We start from the raw sequence: 18,081 nt of genomic DNA on the forward strand, positions 1-18,081 counted from the left end.
ACAAATAAAAGTCTTTTGTTACGTAAAATCGTAATAAAAAATGCTATTTCCATTTGGAAATAGCATTTTTTGATATATTTCGTAATATTAGCGATGTTTCAATACGCGCTCAATTTCACGGTTTTGTTCCCGTTTCTTTAAATCATGGCGCTTATCATATTCATGTTTCCCCTTAGCAACCCCAATTAAAATTTTGGCATACCCATGTTTTAGATACACTTTTAAAGGGGCAATTGTCATCCCAGTTGCTTGGGTAGCTTTAACGAGTTTGCTAATTTCTTTTTTGTGTAAAAGTAATTTACGTGGGCGTAATGGATCAACATTAAAGCGATTTCCTTGTTCAAAAGGTGCAATATGCACGTTTAACAAAGTAGCTTCGCCGTTTTTTATTTGAATATAACCATCGGCAATTTGAATTTTACCAGCACGAACAGATTTTATTTCGGTACCGGTTAAAACCATCCCCGCTTCATAAGTCTCCTCAATGAAATACTCATGACGGGCTTTTTTATTACTAGCAAGAGCGTCATTTAGCTGATGGGCCATAAGCGACTCCTCCTTTTAATAATTAATTATGAACCCCGTGTTGGACTAGTTGGTTTCCGGCGACCAAGGCCTTTTTGACCACGGCCACCGACTTTACCGCCACCACCGAATTTTTCACGGTTACCACCAAACTTGCCGCCAAACTTACCACCTTTATTAGCATTACCTGGCTTACTACCAGGTTTGTTGCTACTGCGGTGATCATTTGGTCGACGTTTACCACCACGGTTGTTACCGTTGTTTTGTGGCTCTGGAGCACGTAATGTTGTTGTTGGGGCACTCTTTGGATCAACTAAAACAAAGTCAAGGGCACTTTGCGCTTTATCAACCCGCACCAAGCGGACCTTAACATTTTGACCAATTTGGAAAATACGGTGACTACGACGACCAACTAAGGCCATGTGTGAATCGATATATTGGTAGTAATCATCGGTCATGTTTGAAATATGAATCAAACCTTCAACGGTATTTTCAAGTGAGATAAACATCCCAAACTTCAAGACTGATGAAACAACAGCGTCAAATGTTTCACCGACGTGTTCTTCCATAAATTCAGCCTTCTTCATTGCATCCGTATCCCGTTCAGTATCAACTGCTCGGCGTTCCTTTTGTGAAGTATCTTCACCAATTTGGGCTAATTTATCACGATACTTCGCCGTAGCTTCTTCGCCAAGCTCATTCTTTTCGTACCACTTAATTAAACGGTGAACTGTCAAATCAGGGTAACGACGAATTGGTGAAGTAAAGTGGGTGTAGTATTCAGCCCCCAAACCAAAGTGCCCAACTGGTTCGTTAGAGTATTTAGCTTGTTTCATTGAACGAAGCATCATTGTTGACACCATACGTTCTTCAGGTGTTTCAGCTAACTCACCTAAGATATTTTGGAATAACTTAGGTGATAACTTGTTAGGATCACCTTTAACTGGGTGGCCTAAAGCTTGCACAAATTCAAAGAAACTTTGGGCCCGTTGACCATCTGGTGTTTCGTGAATCCGGTAAAGGAATGGCACGTGTAAGCGGTCAAAGTGTTCGGCAACCGTTTCATTAGCAGCCAACATAAATGATTCAATCATGCGTTCTGATAAACCACGTTCACGTAATTCAATATCGGTTGGCTTACCATTTTCATCAACAATAATTTTGGCTTCAGGGGCATCAAATTCAATAGCCCCACGCCGCTTACGCTTAGCAACCATGATGTAGTGTAACTCTTCCATGGCTTCAAACATTGGCACTAATTCTTGATACTCCGCACGTGTATCGGCATCTTGATCCGTCAAAATCTTATTCACGGCTTTATATGTCATGCGGGCATGTGACTTCATAACAGAAGTGTACAACTTGTGGTTAACAACTTCCCCATTATGGTCAATTTCCATATCCGCTGACATTGCCAAACGTTCAACCCCTGGGTTCAAAGAAGCAATCCCATTTGAAATGTTACGAGGCAACATTGGAATAACACGGTCAGTTAAGTAAACTGACGTTCCCCGGTTATAAGCCTCAGCATCTAAAGGTGTACCTTCAACAACATAGTTTGAAACATCCGCAATGTGAACTCCAAGGTGGAAGTTTCCATTTGGTAATTTCCATACCACAACGGCATCATCCAAATCTTTTGATTCGATACTATCAATAGTCACTAATGTTTGATCAGTGATATCAACTCGATCAGCCTTCTCAGAATCCAAGACGTGATCTGGGATTGCCTTGGCTTGTTCTAAAACTTCGGCTGGAAATTCGTGTGGCACATCGTGATTGTAGACAATTTGTAAGATATCAATCCCAGGTTCATCTTTGAAACCAATAACTTCGGTTACGACACCATAAATTTCTTTAGGGTTTTCGGCCGTTGGATAAGTAACGATGTCGGCAGTAACCACTTCCCCATCTTGAGGTGTTAAACCAGCATCCGTAACGAAAAATTCATATGTCAAAATCTTTTTATCAGTTAACTTAATTGAACCGATAATGCCTGGTTTGTTTGAACCAAGGCTAAATTGACCCACCACTTTTTCATAGTGGTGGGTCATAATTTCCGTAACTTTACCTTCTGGTCCACGGCTAGGATCAGTTGATTTACGAGTAATTTCAATAGCGACTTCATCGCCATTAAGGGCATTCAAGGTATTGGCTGGACTGATAAATACATCTAGTTCATTTTCATCGTATTTAACAAAACCAAAGCCCTTTTCATTACCGTGGAAAATACCCATTTTTTGATTTTCGGGTGCAAAAGTAAATTCACTTGCTTCGTTAACAATCACTTTCCCGTCTCGTTCTAATTGAGCTAATGCTTGAACTACTTTGGTAAATGCATTTGCATCGTCCAAACGAAGTCCATCTGTAAGTACTTGCGCCGAAAAGCTTTGAGTGTGGTTAGCTTTTAAAAAGCTTGCTAATTGCGCTTGCAAAGTTTGTTCGTTCATATAATTCCTCTTTCTTAACATTTTTTACAGATTGTCATCTAAAAAATGTAAAATATCTGCCTCTAATGCATGATGGGCTTCATTAACTGTTAAAACATGCCCCGCGTTAGCATAATAATTAATAATTGGTTCTATTGGCAACTGACTAGCAAAAGTCGCCGCACTACCTAAATTAAGCATATCATCAGCTTCACCTTGAGCTATCATGATTCGTTGATGAATATCTCGAGTCCGCTTATTCACCATTTCTGACAAATGGGTAATTTCAGCAACTTGTTTGGGTACTGCTTGCCGTAAAGCACGATCGTTAATCGCAATTGTTGCTGTATCAACTACTTGTGCTTGATAAGTTAAATTGGCGTAATAAATAAATTGATCATAAAAATGTTCCGAAACACGCATGATATATGGGGCACTAATTGCAATACCGGTCTTAATATCCCGACATTCGGCTAGCATCCATGTAGCAATTAGGCCTCCTAATGAAAGGCCACAAACCGCAATATCTTTGTAACCACGATCACGGACATAACTAACGGCATCACGCGCATCTTGTAACCAGTCATCAATACTTTTGGTTAAAATATCACGTGGTTCACCAGTAGCATGGCCAGCAAAATTAGCACAATAAACAGCATACCCATGACGCTGTAAATAGCGGCCTAACATCCGCATATCATTAGTTGAACCCGCATACCCATGAAACATTACGACGGCTTTGGTCGCCTGTCCGTTTGCAAAGAAAAATGATTTTGGTGCTTGATACATAAACTTATCCCCATATTCAAAACTTATTTATGATCTAATTCAACTCACTGTTTCTGTTCTAGTAGTCATGTTTGCTACTTAACACCTTTTATCAACTGTATAAGCTCATAAAAAGCATCAAGGCCAGCAATAACATTACTACAAGAACATTATATATAAAAACCCCGGGTAACGAACTACCTGGGGATTAACATTGTAATTATTTATGAGCTGATAAATAAACCAAAACTAATGCAATTACGAAAAATAATCCGCCAAGGATTGCAGTTGCCCGTTGCATAACGGCTTCAAATCCTCGAGCCTTGCGATTAGCAAATAATTCACCGGCTCCACCAGTCAATGCATTTAATGCATCTTGTTGTTTAGATGGTTGCATCATTACCGCAATAATAATTAACACACTAATTACTAATAATGCAATTAATAAAATATCGTACACGTCTGTGGCCTCCGTTTATAAATTTCAAATGACAATCTACCGTATACTTTAACATAATTGAAGGCGTTAAGCTAGTAAAATTGTTAGCCGTGAAAGGCACAGGCTATTTGATGATCATTTACTAATCCGGCGGCTTGCATGAAAGCATAGACTGTTTTACCACCGACAAATTTAAAGCCCGTTTTTTTCAAATCTTTTTGTAACGCCACTGCTGCTGGTAAACTTGCAGGAATATCTGAAAGTTGCTCAATTTGGTGATCAATAGGTGTATTATCCACAGATTGCCAAACAAAATCTGCAAATGTTTGCCCATTTGCTTGTAATTGTAAAATGCATTGGGCATTTGTGATGACGGCTAATATTTTACCACGATGCCGGACTATCCCCGCATCCTGCATTAACCGTTCAACATCACTTTCCGTAAAGTGAGCCACTTTTTCAATATCAAAATTAGCAAAAGCCGTACGAAAGTTAGCTCGTTTATTCAATATCGTTTTAAAGCTTAGACCCGCTTGAAATAATTCAAGCACCAAAACTTCAAATAATGCTTGGTCATCATATACTGGGCGCCCCCATTCATGATCATGATAATCAACATAAAAATCTGGTTGTCCAACAATCCATTGGCAGCGTTGCATATAGTTCTCCTCTCAGATTAAATCTTGTTTTTGAAATTTCCACCAACTGACTAGCAGCATCACACAAGAAACCACAATCATCATACATACTGTACTTCCATCTATTTTATTCAATGGTAGTTGTCCAAGCATCCCAAATGGTGACGCTTTTACTACCCAGTGTGGAACATTTAATAATTTACCCAAATACACTACATAAAAACTAAATCCTAACCAGCCCCACATTAAGATTCGCCAACGAGGTATCCAACTTGTCAAAACGACTGCAGAACTAATTATCAACAGCATTGCTATTAAATAACCAAAAAAACAAACCATAAAATCATGCCAACTTAATGGCACCCGCATTGTAGTCTGTGCAGTGACCGCCAAGCCAATGGTTCCCATACTAAAAATTACAGTCCCACTAAGTAAACTCCAGCCAATATAACTAACCCAGATTTTTGTACGGCTAACCGCCCGAGTTGCGACCAACTCAATATAACCTTTATGTTGATCTGTAACCAACCGATTAATAATTTGTAGAGCGGGAATTGTCGCTATAATGGCTATGACTACAATGATTAACGCCAAAAAGTGCCGTGTTAAATTTAAATTAGCGGTCTTAACCGCAGCTGTGCCAATTAATTTAGCAATTGTTGGATTAGCTTTAGCAATATTACCAACTGAATTAAATACTGCTCCATATGCACTACCCAAAACCAATAAGGCTCCAGCCCAAATCACAATCATCGGAGCCAACAATCGGCCAAGCAAACTAAATTCCCCTTGTAAAAATCTATTTGCTCGCGCTTGACTTTCTTTTGGGGCAACTAAACCACTACCGATATCGCGTATTTGAATTAAGCGAAACGCAAGCCATAAAAAAACTAGTGCTAGGAGGACTAAAAATAATATTGGCCACCAATTATTTTCGTGATAGATTCCAAGTTTTCCGAGCCAACCAATCGGAAAAAGCCATGACCATTTTACTGCAAAATTATCAGTAATCATACGTCCAACATACATACAACCCAAAATTAAAAAACTTGCAATGCTAGCATTAACAGCATTACTAAAAATTTGGGCCATAATCACCGCCAATAAGCCCATCACCAAACCCATAATGCCAATGCCAATACCAAATAACCAATTACCAGTAATATTGTTCCCAGCTAAATTTATTACTGAAAGACCACTTCCTACCAAAATGACTAAGAGCATATCAGTTATTAACAATTCAACAACGCTACTCATTGTTGGCGCAAGTCGACCGACATTACGAGCAATCAATAATTCTGTTATATTGGCATCTTCATCGCCACGAGTATTTTTAATAATAGTCAGTATATTAAAAATACTACACAACAGTGCCATAAATGTTAACAGTTCATTACCGAATACATTTGCCAACGTAGCGGGCCCACTAAAACGACCAATAATCGCTACCATTGCAGGACTCTTAAGCGTAGTTACAATTGTATCTAATGCGGCTTGATTACTATAAATCGTACTAAATTTGTTTGCAATACCAATTATTAAGATCGTAATAATCCCAATCCATAGTGTTATTTTTATACAATCTCGTTTTAAATTTAATTTAATTAATAATCCAAGTTTGCTGAAGTTATTTTTTCTCATGATTAACCTCAATACTTTCGTGCATCATTGGCATCTTGATAATATTCCATAAATAACTCATCCAAAGATGGTTGCGTACTTACCAAACTAATGATACCTTTTTGAGCTAAATATGCCATTACAGCTGATAATTCTTGTTGATCAATTGTCATGGTAACCGTACCATCGGCTTGCTGCATAAGGTTCATCACCTTGACTTGCAATTGAATATCAGTAATTGGTTGACTAGTTTTAACGCGAAGATTGGTACGGGTTAAATGCCTCATTTGTGATAATGAACCACTTTCGACAATTTCACCATTTCGAATTATCACAATTTGATCACATATTTTTTCAACTTCTGACAAAATATGACTTGATAACAGCACGCTTTTTCCTTGTTCTTTTAGTGTTAAAACTTCTTTTTGAAAAGTTGCTTCATTTAGGGGATCTAACCCAGAAGTAGGTTCATCAAAAATGTATAATGCCACATCCATTGATAATGCTGCAACTAACGCCACTTTTTGGCGATTACCTTTCGAATAAGTTCGTGCTTTTTTACGTACATCTAGCCCAAATTTAGTAATCAACTCCTCGGTTCGTTCCGTGTGCTGACCACCATTCATCTTGAGCAATAAATCGATTGCTTCCCCGCCAGTTAAATTTGGCCATAAATAGACATCGCCTGGGACATATGCCACTTGTCGGTGAACGGCTACGCTATTTTGCCAAGCATCCTGTTCTAAAATTTTTACCGTCCCAGAATCAGCTCGCAAAATTCCTAATAAAATTCGAATTGTTGTTGATTTCCCAGCACCATTTGGGCCAATAAAGCCTAAAACTTCCCCAGAGTTAATTTGAAACGAAATGTTTTTCAAAGCCGTAAACTTACCAAATTTTTTTGTAATATCTTTTAATTCAATAATCGGTACCATCAATATCCCCCCCTTAATACATATCCTAAATATATATATCATTTTAACATTTTAATTCGATAACAAAGCATTAACCAGATGTAATTCCTAGCAAAAAAGACTGCGAAAAATTTTCACAGTCTTTTTAAATTATGCTAATAACTTTAGGCGTTTTGCAATTCAGTTAAACGCGCTTGCGTAATAACTAATTTTTCTTGCCAGTCAGCAAGTTTTTGGCGTTCTTCAGCAACCACGTCTTCAGGTGCATTGTTAACGAAACGTTCATTACCAAGCTTACCTTCACCACGTTTTACTTCACCTTGTAGCTTTTTAACTTCCCCTTCAAGGCGGGCAATTTCATCTTTGATATCAATCAATTCAGCAAGTGGGACGTAAATTTCAGCCCCCGTAATAACTTGGGTCATTGCCAACTTAGGTGCCACTACATCGGCCCCAATTTGCATATCTTTTGGATGTGCAAAGCGGTTAATGTAATCGGCATTTTCATTGAAAATTGTTTGTAAGTCAGCATCGTTAGTCTTGATTAACAAGTCAATTGGCGTTGACATAGCAGCATTAGCTTCACTACGAATGTTACGTACAGCCGTAATTAAGTCAACTAAGCTTTGGAATTGCTTTTCAGCAACTGGGTTAGCTAATGTCTCGTCATAAGTTGGGTAAGCCGCAACAACTAATGATTCCCCGTTGTGTGGCATTGATAACCAGATCTTTTCAGTTACAAATGGCATTGTTGGGTGGAGCAAGCGTAATGTTTGATCCAAGACGTACGCCAAAGTATTTTGCACATTCGCTTTGGCTTGAGCATCATCCCCGTTTAAAGTTTCCTTTGTCATTTCGATGTACCAGTCAGCGAAATCATTCCAGATAAAGTTGTAAAGAGCCCGGTTAGCTTCCCCAAATTCAAACTTATCAAACATTGTGGTAACTTGTTTGATTGTTGCTTGTAAGCGTGAAACAATCCATTTATCAGCTAATGTTAAGTCTTCAGTCGCTGGTAATTCCGGCTTGGTATTTTCATCAAGGTTCATGATTACGTAACGTGACGCATTCCAAATCTTGTTAATGAAGTTCCAAGCAGCGTCCATCTTCGTGTATGAAAAACGAACATCTTGTCCAGGCGTTGAACCAGTTGATAAGAACCAACGTAAAGCATCAGCCCCGTACTTTTCAATCACGTCCATTGGGTCAATCCCGTTACCGAGGGATTTAGACATCTTACGGCCTTGTTCGTCACGAATTAAACCGTGAATCAAGACGTTTTTAAATGGTCGACGACCAGTAAATTCCTTAGATTGGAACATCATCCGCGCAACCCAGAAGAAGATAATGTCATACCCAGTAACTAAGGTTGATGTTGGGAAGTAATGCTTAAAGTCTTCTTCATCAAGATCTGGCCAACCCATCGTTGTAAATGGCCATAAGGCACTTGAGAACCACGTATCAAGCACGTCATTATCTTGTTCCCAGTTTTCAATATCCTTAGGCGCTTCTTCACCAACATAAGTTTCCCCAGTCGTTTTGTTGTACCACGCTGGAATTTGGTGACCCCACCATAATTGACGTGAGATAACCCAGTCATGGATATCATCCATCCAACTAGTGAAGGTATTTTCAAAACGTGCAGGTACAAATTCAACCCGGTCTTCACCCTTTTGCATATCTAATGCTTGTTCAGCAAGTGGCTTCATTTTAACGAACCATTGCGTTGAAAGGCGTGATTCAACTTGAACCCCGGTCCGTTCTGAGTGCCCAACTGAGTGCACAATTGGTTCAATTTCAAGCATTAAACCAAGATCTTCTAAATCTGCTACAATCGCTTTACGCGCATCAAAGCGATCCATACCGTTGTATTTACCGGCTTTTTCGTTCATAGACGCATCATCGTTCATCGTGTTAATCCGTTCTAAGTTGTGACGGTTACCAACTAAGAAGTCATTTGGATCATGCGCTGGTGTGATTTTAACCATCCCAGTTCCAAATTCAGGATCAACATATTCATCTGCGATAATTTCAATTTCACGATTAGCAAGTGGTAACATAACTTTCTTACCAACCAAATCCTTGTAACGTTCATCGCTTGGGTGCACAGCAACTGCCACATCCCCCATCATTGTTTCAGGACGTGTGGTAGCAATTTCAATGTAGTTTTTACCATCGTAAGTTACATCAGCATCAACAAATGGATACTTAACATGGTAGAAAGCGCCTTCGTCATCTTGGTGAATAACTTCGATATCTGATAAGGCTGTTCGTGCTTGCGGGTCCCAGTTAATGATGTATTCACCACGGTAGATTAAATCTTTATTGTAAAGGTCAACAAAGACTTTCCGCACTGCTTTTGATAGTCCTTCATCAAGGGTGAACCGTTCCCGTGAGTAATCAAGTGAAAGACCTAATTTACCCCATTGGGCTTTAATGATTGAAGCATATTCATCTTTCCATGACCACACTTGGTCGATGAATTTTTCACGGCCTAAATCATAACGAGTTACACCTTCTTCACGTAAACGGGCTTCAACTTTCGCTTGCGTTGCAATTCCGGCGTGGTCCATTCCTGGTACCCACACTGTATCAAAACCTTGCATCCGCTTTTGACGCACAATAATATCTTGTAAAGCTGTATCCCAGGCGTGACCTAAGTGTAACTTACCAGTCACGTTAGGTGGTGGGAGCACAACAGAATATGCGTGGGCCGTTTTGTCGCCGGATGGTTTAAATAACCCTGCTTCATTCCACGCTTGGTAACGACCCGCTTCAACAGAAGTTGGGTCATATTTGGTTGACATATCGATATCTTTTGCCATAAAAATCCCTTTCTAAAATAAAAAACCGTCCCGATTGCATCTTAGCAATCAGGACGGCTGTAAAAGTCGTGGTACCACCTGAATTGACCGCTCAAATAATTGAGGGTCCACTCTAACAATATTAACGGGTTGTTAAACCGCTAATTCCTACTATTAGTTCAGAATCAGATGCATTGTAAGCTACCTTCGTAAGTTCCTATCAAGGTTCACACCAACCACCTTGTCGCTAAAATTAGGAATTTTTACTAATCCTCTTACTTCATTGCATTTTATATTAACATTTTCAAAAAATATCCGCTACTACTTATTTAGCTAAAATTTCATCCAACTTAGCTTGTGCGTCAGCGTAATCTGGTTCGTTACCAGTAATTTCGACGATTTGACGGTAAACGATTTGGCCGTTTTCATCAATAATGAAGATTGTACGGGCATCGAATGCAGTTGCTTCAATAAAGAGGTTAGTTGCGTAACCAAATGATTCTTCTTTATCTGAAAGCATCTTCATGTTTTCAACACCTTCTGCTGCACACCACTTAGTTTGTTCTTCAACGGTGTTAGTTGATACAGTAATAAAGTTAATATCGCTGTATTTATCAATCACAGTGTTAAAGTGCTTAGTTTGTAAAGCACAAATATCAGTTTCAATATTTGGTACAACACTAATCAAAGTAACCTTACCTAATAAGTCTGCCGTCTTAACTTTGTTACCTTGTGCATCAACCAACTTAAAGTGTGGTAATTCCATTCCTACTGAAACTGGTTCACCAACTGTTTGAAATTTATCTTCACCTACGAAAATGTCCATGTGTATCCACCTCATTTGTAATTTAGATTAATTAAATTTTAACACGTTGAGGAAACAAACGACAATATCTAAATGCACTCGATGTTAATTTGGTTTTTAAATAAACATATGTTATCATTTTATAAATTTTAACAAGAAAGGAGTCGTCATGACACAAACAAAAGCACTTCCTAAAAAAATAATTTCAGTCTGGCTTGTCAGTAAGTTAATTGGGCTTGTTATCTTATTAGCTATCAGTGGTGGCGCCTGGTACTTTAGTCAACGTTTTTGGCCCATTAGCACCCCGTATATTCTCGGAATTGCGGCAATTATTTGCGCAATCTATTTAATTAATTTAGCCCTTATTCCTTATTATTACCGTTTTTGGCGTTACGAGATCAATAATGATTTTGTCTTTATTCAATCTGGGTTTTTCATTCGGCAACAAAAAACCATTCCAATTAATCGAATTCAAAATGTTGATTTAGAACAAGGCCCCCTCTTGCAATTTGCTCATTTAAAAGAACTCAAAGTCGTAACAGCTGCCGATGGTTTTTCAATTGCTGGGATCACGGAGGATGAGGCTAACACATTGCGTAACCAAATTGTTACTGCGGCAAGAAAGGCTAGGGAAGAAAATGCCTAAACATTTACACTGGCTACTAATCCCCATTTCAATTGTTTCTGGCCTGTTCGATCTAATTGGGACCTGTGTGCTAATTATGATTATCGCTAATCAATTCAAGTTACCTTTATGGCTTATCGTGGGATTATTTATCGTGGTAATTTTATTAAATATTTTGGGACCAATCATTAACTATATAATCACTACCTATACATTAGAGCCCCAAGAATTTACTTTTAAGACCGGGATTATTAATAAACAAGCCCGCCATATTCCATATAATCGGATTCAGTCAATTGAACGCATTCAGCCATGGTATATGCAGTTATTCCACCTAGTTCAATTAAAAATTGAAACCGCTAGTCAAGATGACAAACCAGTTATTCTCACCGCACTTTCACTCAACGCCGCTGATGAAATTGAAAACACCCGGAAGCATCATCAACAAGTTCAACCGCACGTTGAAGTTCTCTACCCTAATTCGGTTGCACCGACAAGTACATCGATAGCGACAACACCAACAACAAATGAAATTAGCTATCAGATCAATATGCATGATTTATTGATTTATGGCCTAACATCATTGGGAATCTTACCAGGTATCTCAGTCTTACTATTAGCATATTCTAGACTTAATGAATTTGTTCCAAAAGATCTTCTAGATACCGCTAATACGACCATTGTTAAAAGTTCTATTGTTATTATTATTCTTTTAGCAATTCTTGCCATCTTATTTGGCATGCTAGTCAGTTTATTACAAATCATCAATCGCTATTACCATCACGTAGTCACTCGTAATAAAAATTCTTTTGCTATCAGTAAAGGTTTTTTGAATAAAACAACTGTGCACTTTGATCAACGTAAAATTCAAGGTATCACGATTGAACAATCATTTTTACGCCGGTTATTTAAGTTATATACCGTCAAATTATTCATCTCTGGTTCCAATAAACTAGAAGATGCCAATGACCAATCACTCGTCTTAATTCCTGTGATTGATCATCGCTCATTGCCAAGTGTCTTACACGAATTATTACCTGAATATGATTTTGATTTTAATAAATTAAGCCGTGATAATCCTAAATCCCATTTCTGGAACTTCTGGCGGGTGGGTTGGTTGTGGTTCTGTTGGTTACCTTTAGGCATCATCCCATGGTATTTTGGGTGGTATGTTCCTGTAATTATGACCGTGATCCTAATTGCTGTATGTATTACCATTTGGGCATGGCTAGATAATGCAGAGACTAAATATGCGATATCAGCTGACCAATTAAACATCCAAACAAATGTCTTCATGACTAAAAAAATCTTTTTGTTACGGGCTCACAAATTGCAAAGTATTAATCATCACCAATCAATTTTTATGGTCAAAGGAACTACCCATCATTTAGATTTTGTCATTCGTGAAGGGAGTCATGCTGCACGGCTAACATTGCGCTACTTAGAGACTAATGAAAATGCAAAATTACACGCATGGTACACCGACCAAGTTATAGCTGAAAACAAATAAAAAACAGACGCCGGGGCGTCTGTTTTTTATTTAGCATCTTCTAGTGATTGCAAGTATACTTCGCGTGGCTTTGAGCCATTATTTGGTCCAATATAACCTTCTGCTTCGAGTTGGTCAATAATTCGCGCTGCTCGATTATAACCAAAGCCAAACCGCCGTTGCAATAATGACGTTGAGGCTTTTTGTTCACGCACAATAAACTCTAGGACATCCGCCCATTGCATATCGTGAGCCGGTGCACCATTATCACCGTCACCACCATCGGTTTCAGATTCAATTTCTTCAGTAATTGAATCATCGTAATCAGCTGTAGTCTGGGCTTTGATGAAATCAACTAAATTATTAACATCACGGTCAGAGATAAAGGCCCCTTGAACCCGTTGAGATGGTTTACCACTTGGTTCAAACAGCATATCACCATGCCCAAGCAATTGTTCCGCACCATTTTTATCCAAAATCGTCCGTGAATCCATTCCAGATGCCACCGCAAAAGCAATCCGTGATGGCACATTGGCTTTAATCAATCCGGTGATAACATCAACTGTTGGTCGTTGAGTAGCCAAAATCATATGAATCCCAGCTGCCCGGCCCAATTGAGCAATCCGAATAATTGGTTGTTCAACTTCAGATTTAACTTGAATCATCAAATCAGCCATTTCATCAACGACGACGACAATATATGGCATCTTGACATATCCCGTCTGATGCTCACCATTGTAAGCTTCAATTTGCTTATTATATTCACTAATTTTCCGCACACCAACGGTCGCAAGTAATTTATAACGATCATCCATGATTTTAGCCACTTTTTGTAATGCGCGGGCGGCTTTACGTGGATCAGACACGACTGGCGTTAACAAGTGCGGAATATCATTATAAATTGATAATTCAACTTGCTTAGGATCGACCATCACCATTTTCAAATCACTTGGTTTATTTTTCATCAATAAACCAGCGATAATCCCATTAATAGCGACTGATTTACCAGAACCAGTCTGACCGGCAATTAATAAGTGGGGCATTTTACCGATATCAGCAGTTACAACCTCACCGGTAATGCCACGCCCAATAGGCACTTCAAGTTGCCCTTCCTCATCTTGGGGGGCATTTTCAAAGACATCTCGGAACCCAATCATCGCTTGATGCGCATTAGGCACTTCGATTCCAACTAATGACTTCCCTGGAATTGGGGCTTCGATTCGGACACTCGTAGCAGCTAAAGCTAAAGCTAAATCTTGCGCCAAACCGGTAATTTTAGATAAGCGCGTCCCAATGGCCGGTTTAATTTCGTATTGCGTTACGGTTGGTCCTAAAGCCACGGATTCAACCGTCACATCGATATTAAATGATTTAAGGGTTTGTTGCAGAATCTGTGACTTTTCTTTAATTTGTTGATAATCCGCCGATTGATCCGTTTGTTTAACTTGATCTAATAAATTGGCTGATGGTAACTGATAAGCTTGTTCATCAAACCCACCTTCTTTAGCCGCCGCCATTGTTGGGACTGGTGGTTGCACAGTATTCGTGCCAGTATCAGTTGGTAAGTCAAATTCATCATCAATTATTGGGGTTTTAGCCGGCTTAGATGTCCAATCAGTGGTTGGCACAACTGCAGCTTCAACAACGGCTTCAGGGGCTTGATTCGTTTTAATTTGTGGTATTACCGGTTCGCTTAATGGTTCAACCGGATCAAGTGATTGATCTAATTGGTTCACATCAAACGTTGAGATTTTAGGCTCAACTATTTTAGGGGCACCTTTTGTCCCGCTATCATCTGGTGCCATTGCTTTAGGTGTTGGTAATGGTTTCGTAGCTGGAAATAAATCTTGGTCTAAAATATTATCAATTCGGGCTTGTCGCTCCGCTTCACGTGTTGCTTCAAGTTCCGTCTTAATTTGCTCAGTCCGCTTTTGCAGTTCCTCACTAACTTTTTGGGCTGATTGAGCTGTCTTATGTCCAAAAATACCTAAACTGTTAAAGAAAATGCCTAGCGTCTTTTGCAATGGTAAATCAAATAGCACAATAATACCGGCAATTATCAACCCTAAGGCAATGACAATTGTTCCCCAGTTAGCGACTAGCGGTTCAAATAATTGATAAACTAAAGTCCCAATCGCCCCACCACCAATATCACTTTGAGCAAGATGATTAACCATATCAGACTTAATGACATTACTTAAAACCGTTAGTCTACCACTATGCACATTAGCATTAGTAAAAAATGCTAATGCTTGCCAGACTAAGACTCCTAAATAGGTCAAACCAAAGCCAACATAAACCCGTCCTTTTAGATTCACCCATTTACCGTAAACCGCAAAATATAAAAATAAAATTGCTAAAAAACTAGCAAAAACTTGGTATGAGTTTCCGACAACATAACGTAACCCATTCGCTAAGAGTAAGCCAAGTTCACCGGCTTTTAAAATCGCTAATAATAAGACAAAGACCGTGGCCACACCAATTAAGTTATTACGATACATAAAAACTTCACTTTTCGTACTACTCGTACGTGGTTTAGCTTTCGGCTTGGCTTTAGTCGTATTTCGTTTACGAGGTGTTGTAGTTGTTTGTTTTCTGGCTGGCATGCTAACCTCCTTTCAAGCATAAACGCGCCTAAAAAAATCAGGCGCGTTCACGAGCTATATTAATCCTTCAATTTATCGTTTTCGTACAAGTGCGTTGTTTCCAAGTTAGGAAAATCTTGTTGACGCAATGCTTCATAGATAACAATCGCTGCAGAGTTAGCTAAATTCAAGCTGCGAATATTTTCATCATCTTGGGGGATGCGAATGGCCTTTTCAGGATTAGCACGCATAAATGGTTCTGGTAATCCAGTTGTTTCTTTACCAAATAAGAAATAGTAGTCTAAATCTTCGTTTGTATAGTCTACTTGGTGGTAACTGTTTTCCGCAAATTTTGAAACTAAGTATAGGCGATCATTTTCACCAAGTGATTCAACGAATGCCGGTAAATTTTTGTGGTACTTGATTTCAACCTTGTCCCAGTAATCAAGGCCCGCCCGCTTCATCATCTTGTCATCAGTTGAAAAGCCAAGTGGCTCAATTAAGTGTAAGACAGTATCAGTACCGGCACATGTACGGGCAATATTTCCAGTATTAGCTGGCATAAGAGGTTCAAATAAAACAATATGGTTTTTCATTAATTTTAATTTCCTTTTTTAAATAGTTAATTTGTTACTTGATGCCAAGCTTATCGTTGGCAGCTGATAAAAATGATTGGAGGGCATTCCGATCAGTAAAGGTGTTTTCATCGGCAGTATAGCTAGTATACGCTTTTTTACCATCAACATCAGTCAACTTATTAGCATACAATGTACTTGTAAATTTAACTTCTGATGGCACACTCTTACCCGTAACCTTTGCTAATCCAAGGCCATTTAACAATTGCAATGTCGCAATTTTTTCTTTTGCATCATTTCCTTGTAAGAAGCTGTTAGCATCGATAAAGTAAACCGGCACTTGAGCATGTAAAGTATTGTGATCATCTTTAAACGCTTGGGCTAATTGTTGTGTTCGTGGATCTTTACTATCACCGACAATTAAGTATAGTACATCGGTCTTACCGTAAATTTCTTTAATATATTTTACCGGTGAGATTTCAGTCGCCGCATCACCAAAAAGATTGCTTGGTTGTACTTGGCTACTTGAAGATGCCATACTACTTGTTGTGGCTGACTTCGTAACCACTTTACTTGTTGCTTGACTAACTGCTGCCTTATTGTGACTATGTGTAAGGTTTAAGCCAATAACGGCACCAATTGCAATTACAATCACAACTACAATCCCAATTAGCACGCCAATTATGCGTGCGCGAGTACGCCGCTTTTTATGAGCAGCAGCCTCAATAGCAGCAGCCTCCCGCTCATGCCGGGTAAGAGTTCCTTTCAGCATATCCGGTCCTTTTTTTATCATGTCAACTTCCTCCATCAATATGTTTAATCAAACTTAGTAATTAATAATTGAACATCCACTGTAATAGATGTCAAAGGTGTATTTTCAGCCATTTGTTGAGCTTCTGGACGAGCACCCCAATGTAATGGAGTCATGTGTAATAAATCAGCATATAAATCTGCGGGGATGTTCCATTGATAAGTAACATCTCTAATTTCAGTATTGGGATAATTTTGCATAAATAAATCAACAACCTGCTGATTATCATACGTATGGTGCTTTGATCCTGCCGGATAAAGCATTTCACGTAATTCACGTAAATAAAAATGATTAGGCACGACTTTAATTAACGTTCCGTTAGGTTGAATAACCCGATTAAACTCTGCGTATGCACTAGGCGAAAAAAATTCCACAACACTTGAAAAAGTTGCATCAGCAAATGGTAATTGTGCTAAATCAGCAACCGCAAAAAAAGCATCGGTTTCTAATTGCGTTGCCAGATTAACCCCAGCTTTACTAATATCAAATGCTAAAGCTGTATCGATATTATCACGTTGGGCCAATAACTTAGCAAACGGTGTCCCTTCACCAGTCCCAACATCTAAAATGGTTTGTTTATCTGTTGGTAAGGCGGCGGCTACTGCCGTAACAATCCCATCAAACAAACCCGCGGTTAATACTTTGCGCCGTGAAACCAACATAGCATCATCGTATTCAGTATTTACGGCATGATTTAAAAAGTATAATGTCCCCTTTTTTGACAAATCAAAAGCATGCTGATTAGCACAGCTAACCGTATTTTCAACGACATTTATAAATGGCGCCTGACAGTTTGGACATTGGAACAAGGCCAAATTGTCTTGGACAAATTTACGTCCTTTGTCTATTTTTTTCATAATAACCTCATTTGCTTAAATTCCATTATTAAGTATACATTATTCCATGCTTATTAGCATCTCACGATTAGTTTTAATATTTTTTAACTAGGAAAAATTTTTTAAAAAATGACTTATCTGGGGTCTCATTTTTTTAACATGATATTTATGAAACCCGCAATTATAATTACTTTTCTGGTATAATGAAAGCGTTATCG

The 18,081-nt window shown here is 38.7% G+C and carries 15 protein-coding genes and 1 other annotated feature; of the genes, 2 read left to right on the forward strand and 13 right to left on the reverse strand.

All coding sequences use genetic code 11. The features are described from left to right. Nucleotides 1-87: 87 nt before the first annotated feature. From smpB to LQZ75_RS08155, 9 genes are all read right to left on the reverse strand, one after another. Entirely contained in the window at nt 88-546 is a 459-nt protein-coding gene (gene smpB / locus LQZ75_RS08115) for an SsrA-binding protein SmpB (RefSeq protein ID WP_230097328.1), read from the reverse strand. Nucleotides 547-572: 26 nt separating this feature from the next. Next, the gene (rnr, locus tag LQZ75_RS08120; RefSeq protein WP_230097329.1) at nt 573-2,975 is read right to left on the reverse strand and encodes a ribonuclease R; all 2,403 of its coding nucleotides are present in this window, start codon (nt 2,973-2,975) and stop codon (nt 573-575) included. A 24-nt stretch (nt 2,976-2,999) separates the two neighbouring features. After that, nucleotides 3,000-3,743, reverse strand: coding sequence for an alpha/beta hydrolase (locus LQZ75_RS08125; protein ID WP_230097330.1), 744 nt, complete (start codon nt 3,741-3,743; stop codon nt 3,000-3,002). A gap of 199 nt (nt 3,744-3,942) precedes the next feature. Further along, nucleotides 3,943-4,182, reverse strand: a complete 240-nt coding sequence (gene secG / locus LQZ75_RS08130; RefSeq protein ID WP_230097331.1) for a preprotein translocase subunit SecG — start codon at nt 4,180-4,182, stop codon at nt 3,943-3,945. Between the two features lie 83 nt (nt 4,183-4,265). Continuing rightward, nucleotides 4,266-4,820 carry a DNA-3-methyladenine glycosylase I gene (locus LQZ75_RS08135; protein WP_230097332.1) on the reverse strand — a complete coding sequence of 185 codons (555 nt, stop codon included), beginning with the start codon at nt 4,818-4,820 and terminating at the stop codon, nt 4,266-4,268. Nucleotides 4,821-4,832: 12 nt separating this feature from the next. Next, nucleotides 4,833-6,440, reverse strand: coding sequence for an ABC transporter permease (locus LQZ75_RS08140; RefSeq protein WP_230097333.1), 1,608 nt, complete (start codon nt 6,438-6,440; stop codon nt 4,833-4,835). An 8-nt stretch (nt 6,441-6,448) separates the two neighbouring features. Beyond that, nucleotides 6,449-7,357: an ABC transporter ATP-binding protein gene (locus LQZ75_RS08145; protein WP_230097334.1), complete on the reverse strand. Its 909-nt coding sequence runs from the start codon at nt 7,355-7,357 to the stop codon at nt 6,449-6,451. Nucleotides 7,358-7,497: 140 nt separating this feature from the next. Continuing rightward, nucleotides 7,498-10,158, reverse strand: coding sequence for a valine--tRNA ligase (locus LQZ75_RS08150; protein ID WP_230097335.1), 2,661 nt, complete (start codon nt 10,156-10,158; stop codon nt 7,498-7,500). 46 nt (nt 10,159-10,204) lie between these two features. Continuing rightward, nucleotides 10,205-10,430: a binding site (T-box leader), on the reverse strand. A 32-nt stretch (nt 10,431-10,462) separates the two neighbouring features. After that, nucleotides 10,463-10,963 (reverse strand): thiol peroxidase, encoded by a 501-nt coding sequence (locus LQZ75_RS08155; protein ID WP_230097336.1) that lies wholly within the window; start codon nt 10,961-10,963, stop codon nt 10,463-10,465. Between the two features lie 148 nt (nt 10,964-11,111). On the opposite strand from LQZ75_RS08155, the gene LQZ75_RS08160 reads away from it, so the two are divergent. Next, nucleotides 11,112-11,588 carry a PH domain-containing protein gene (locus tag LQZ75_RS08160; protein ID WP_230097337.1) on the forward strand — a complete coding sequence of 159 codons (477 nt, stop codon included), beginning with the start codon at nt 11,112-11,114 and terminating at the stop codon, nt 11,586-11,588. Continuing rightward, a complete protein-coding gene (locus LQZ75_RS08165; RefSeq protein WP_230097338.1) occupies nt 11,581-13,077 on the forward strand; it encodes a PH domain-containing protein in 1,497 nt (498 codons plus the stop codon). The genes LQZ75_RS08160 and LQZ75_RS08165 overlap by 8 nt, the downstream gene beginning before the upstream one ends. Before the next feature lie 26 nt (nt 13,078-13,103). On the opposite strand, the gene LQZ75_RS08170 is transcribed toward LQZ75_RS08165, so the two are convergent. The 4 genes from LQZ75_RS08170 to LQZ75_RS08185 are packed head-to-tail and all read right to left on the reverse strand — an operon-like array spanning nt 13,104 to nt 17,884. Further along, complete coding sequence (locus tag LQZ75_RS08170) at nt 13,104-15,662, reverse strand: FtsK/SpoIIIE family DNA translocase (protein WP_230097339.1); 2,559 nt, start codon at nt 15,660-15,662, stop codon at nt 13,104-13,106. A gap of 59 nt (nt 15,663-15,721) precedes the next feature. Next, nucleotides 15,722-16,237: a tRNA (uridine(34)/cytosine(34)/5-carboxymethylaminomethyluridine(34)-2'-O)-methyltransferase TrmL gene (gene trmL / locus LQZ75_RS08175; RefSeq protein WP_230097340.1), complete on the reverse strand. Its 516-nt coding sequence runs from the start codon at nt 16,235-16,237 to the stop codon at nt 15,722-15,724. A 34-nt stretch (nt 16,238-16,271) separates the two neighbouring features. After that, a complete protein-coding gene (locus tag LQZ75_RS08180) occupies nt 16,272-17,009 on the reverse strand; it encodes a hypothetical protein (RefSeq protein ID WP_230097341.1) in 738 nt (245 codons plus the stop codon). A gap of 23 nt (nt 17,010-17,032) precedes the next feature. After that, nucleotides 17,033-17,884 (reverse strand): methyltransferase domain-containing protein, encoded by an 852-nt coding sequence (locus LQZ75_RS08185; RefSeq protein WP_230097342.1) that lies wholly within the window; start codon nt 17,882-17,884, stop codon nt 17,033-17,035. Between the last annotated feature and the right edge of the window lie 197 nt (nt 17,885-18,081).

This window comes from Periweissella fabaria (assembly GCF_918814575.1).
GTDB lineage: Bacteria > Bacillota > Bacilli > Lactobacillales > Lactobacillaceae > Periweissella > Periweissella fabaria.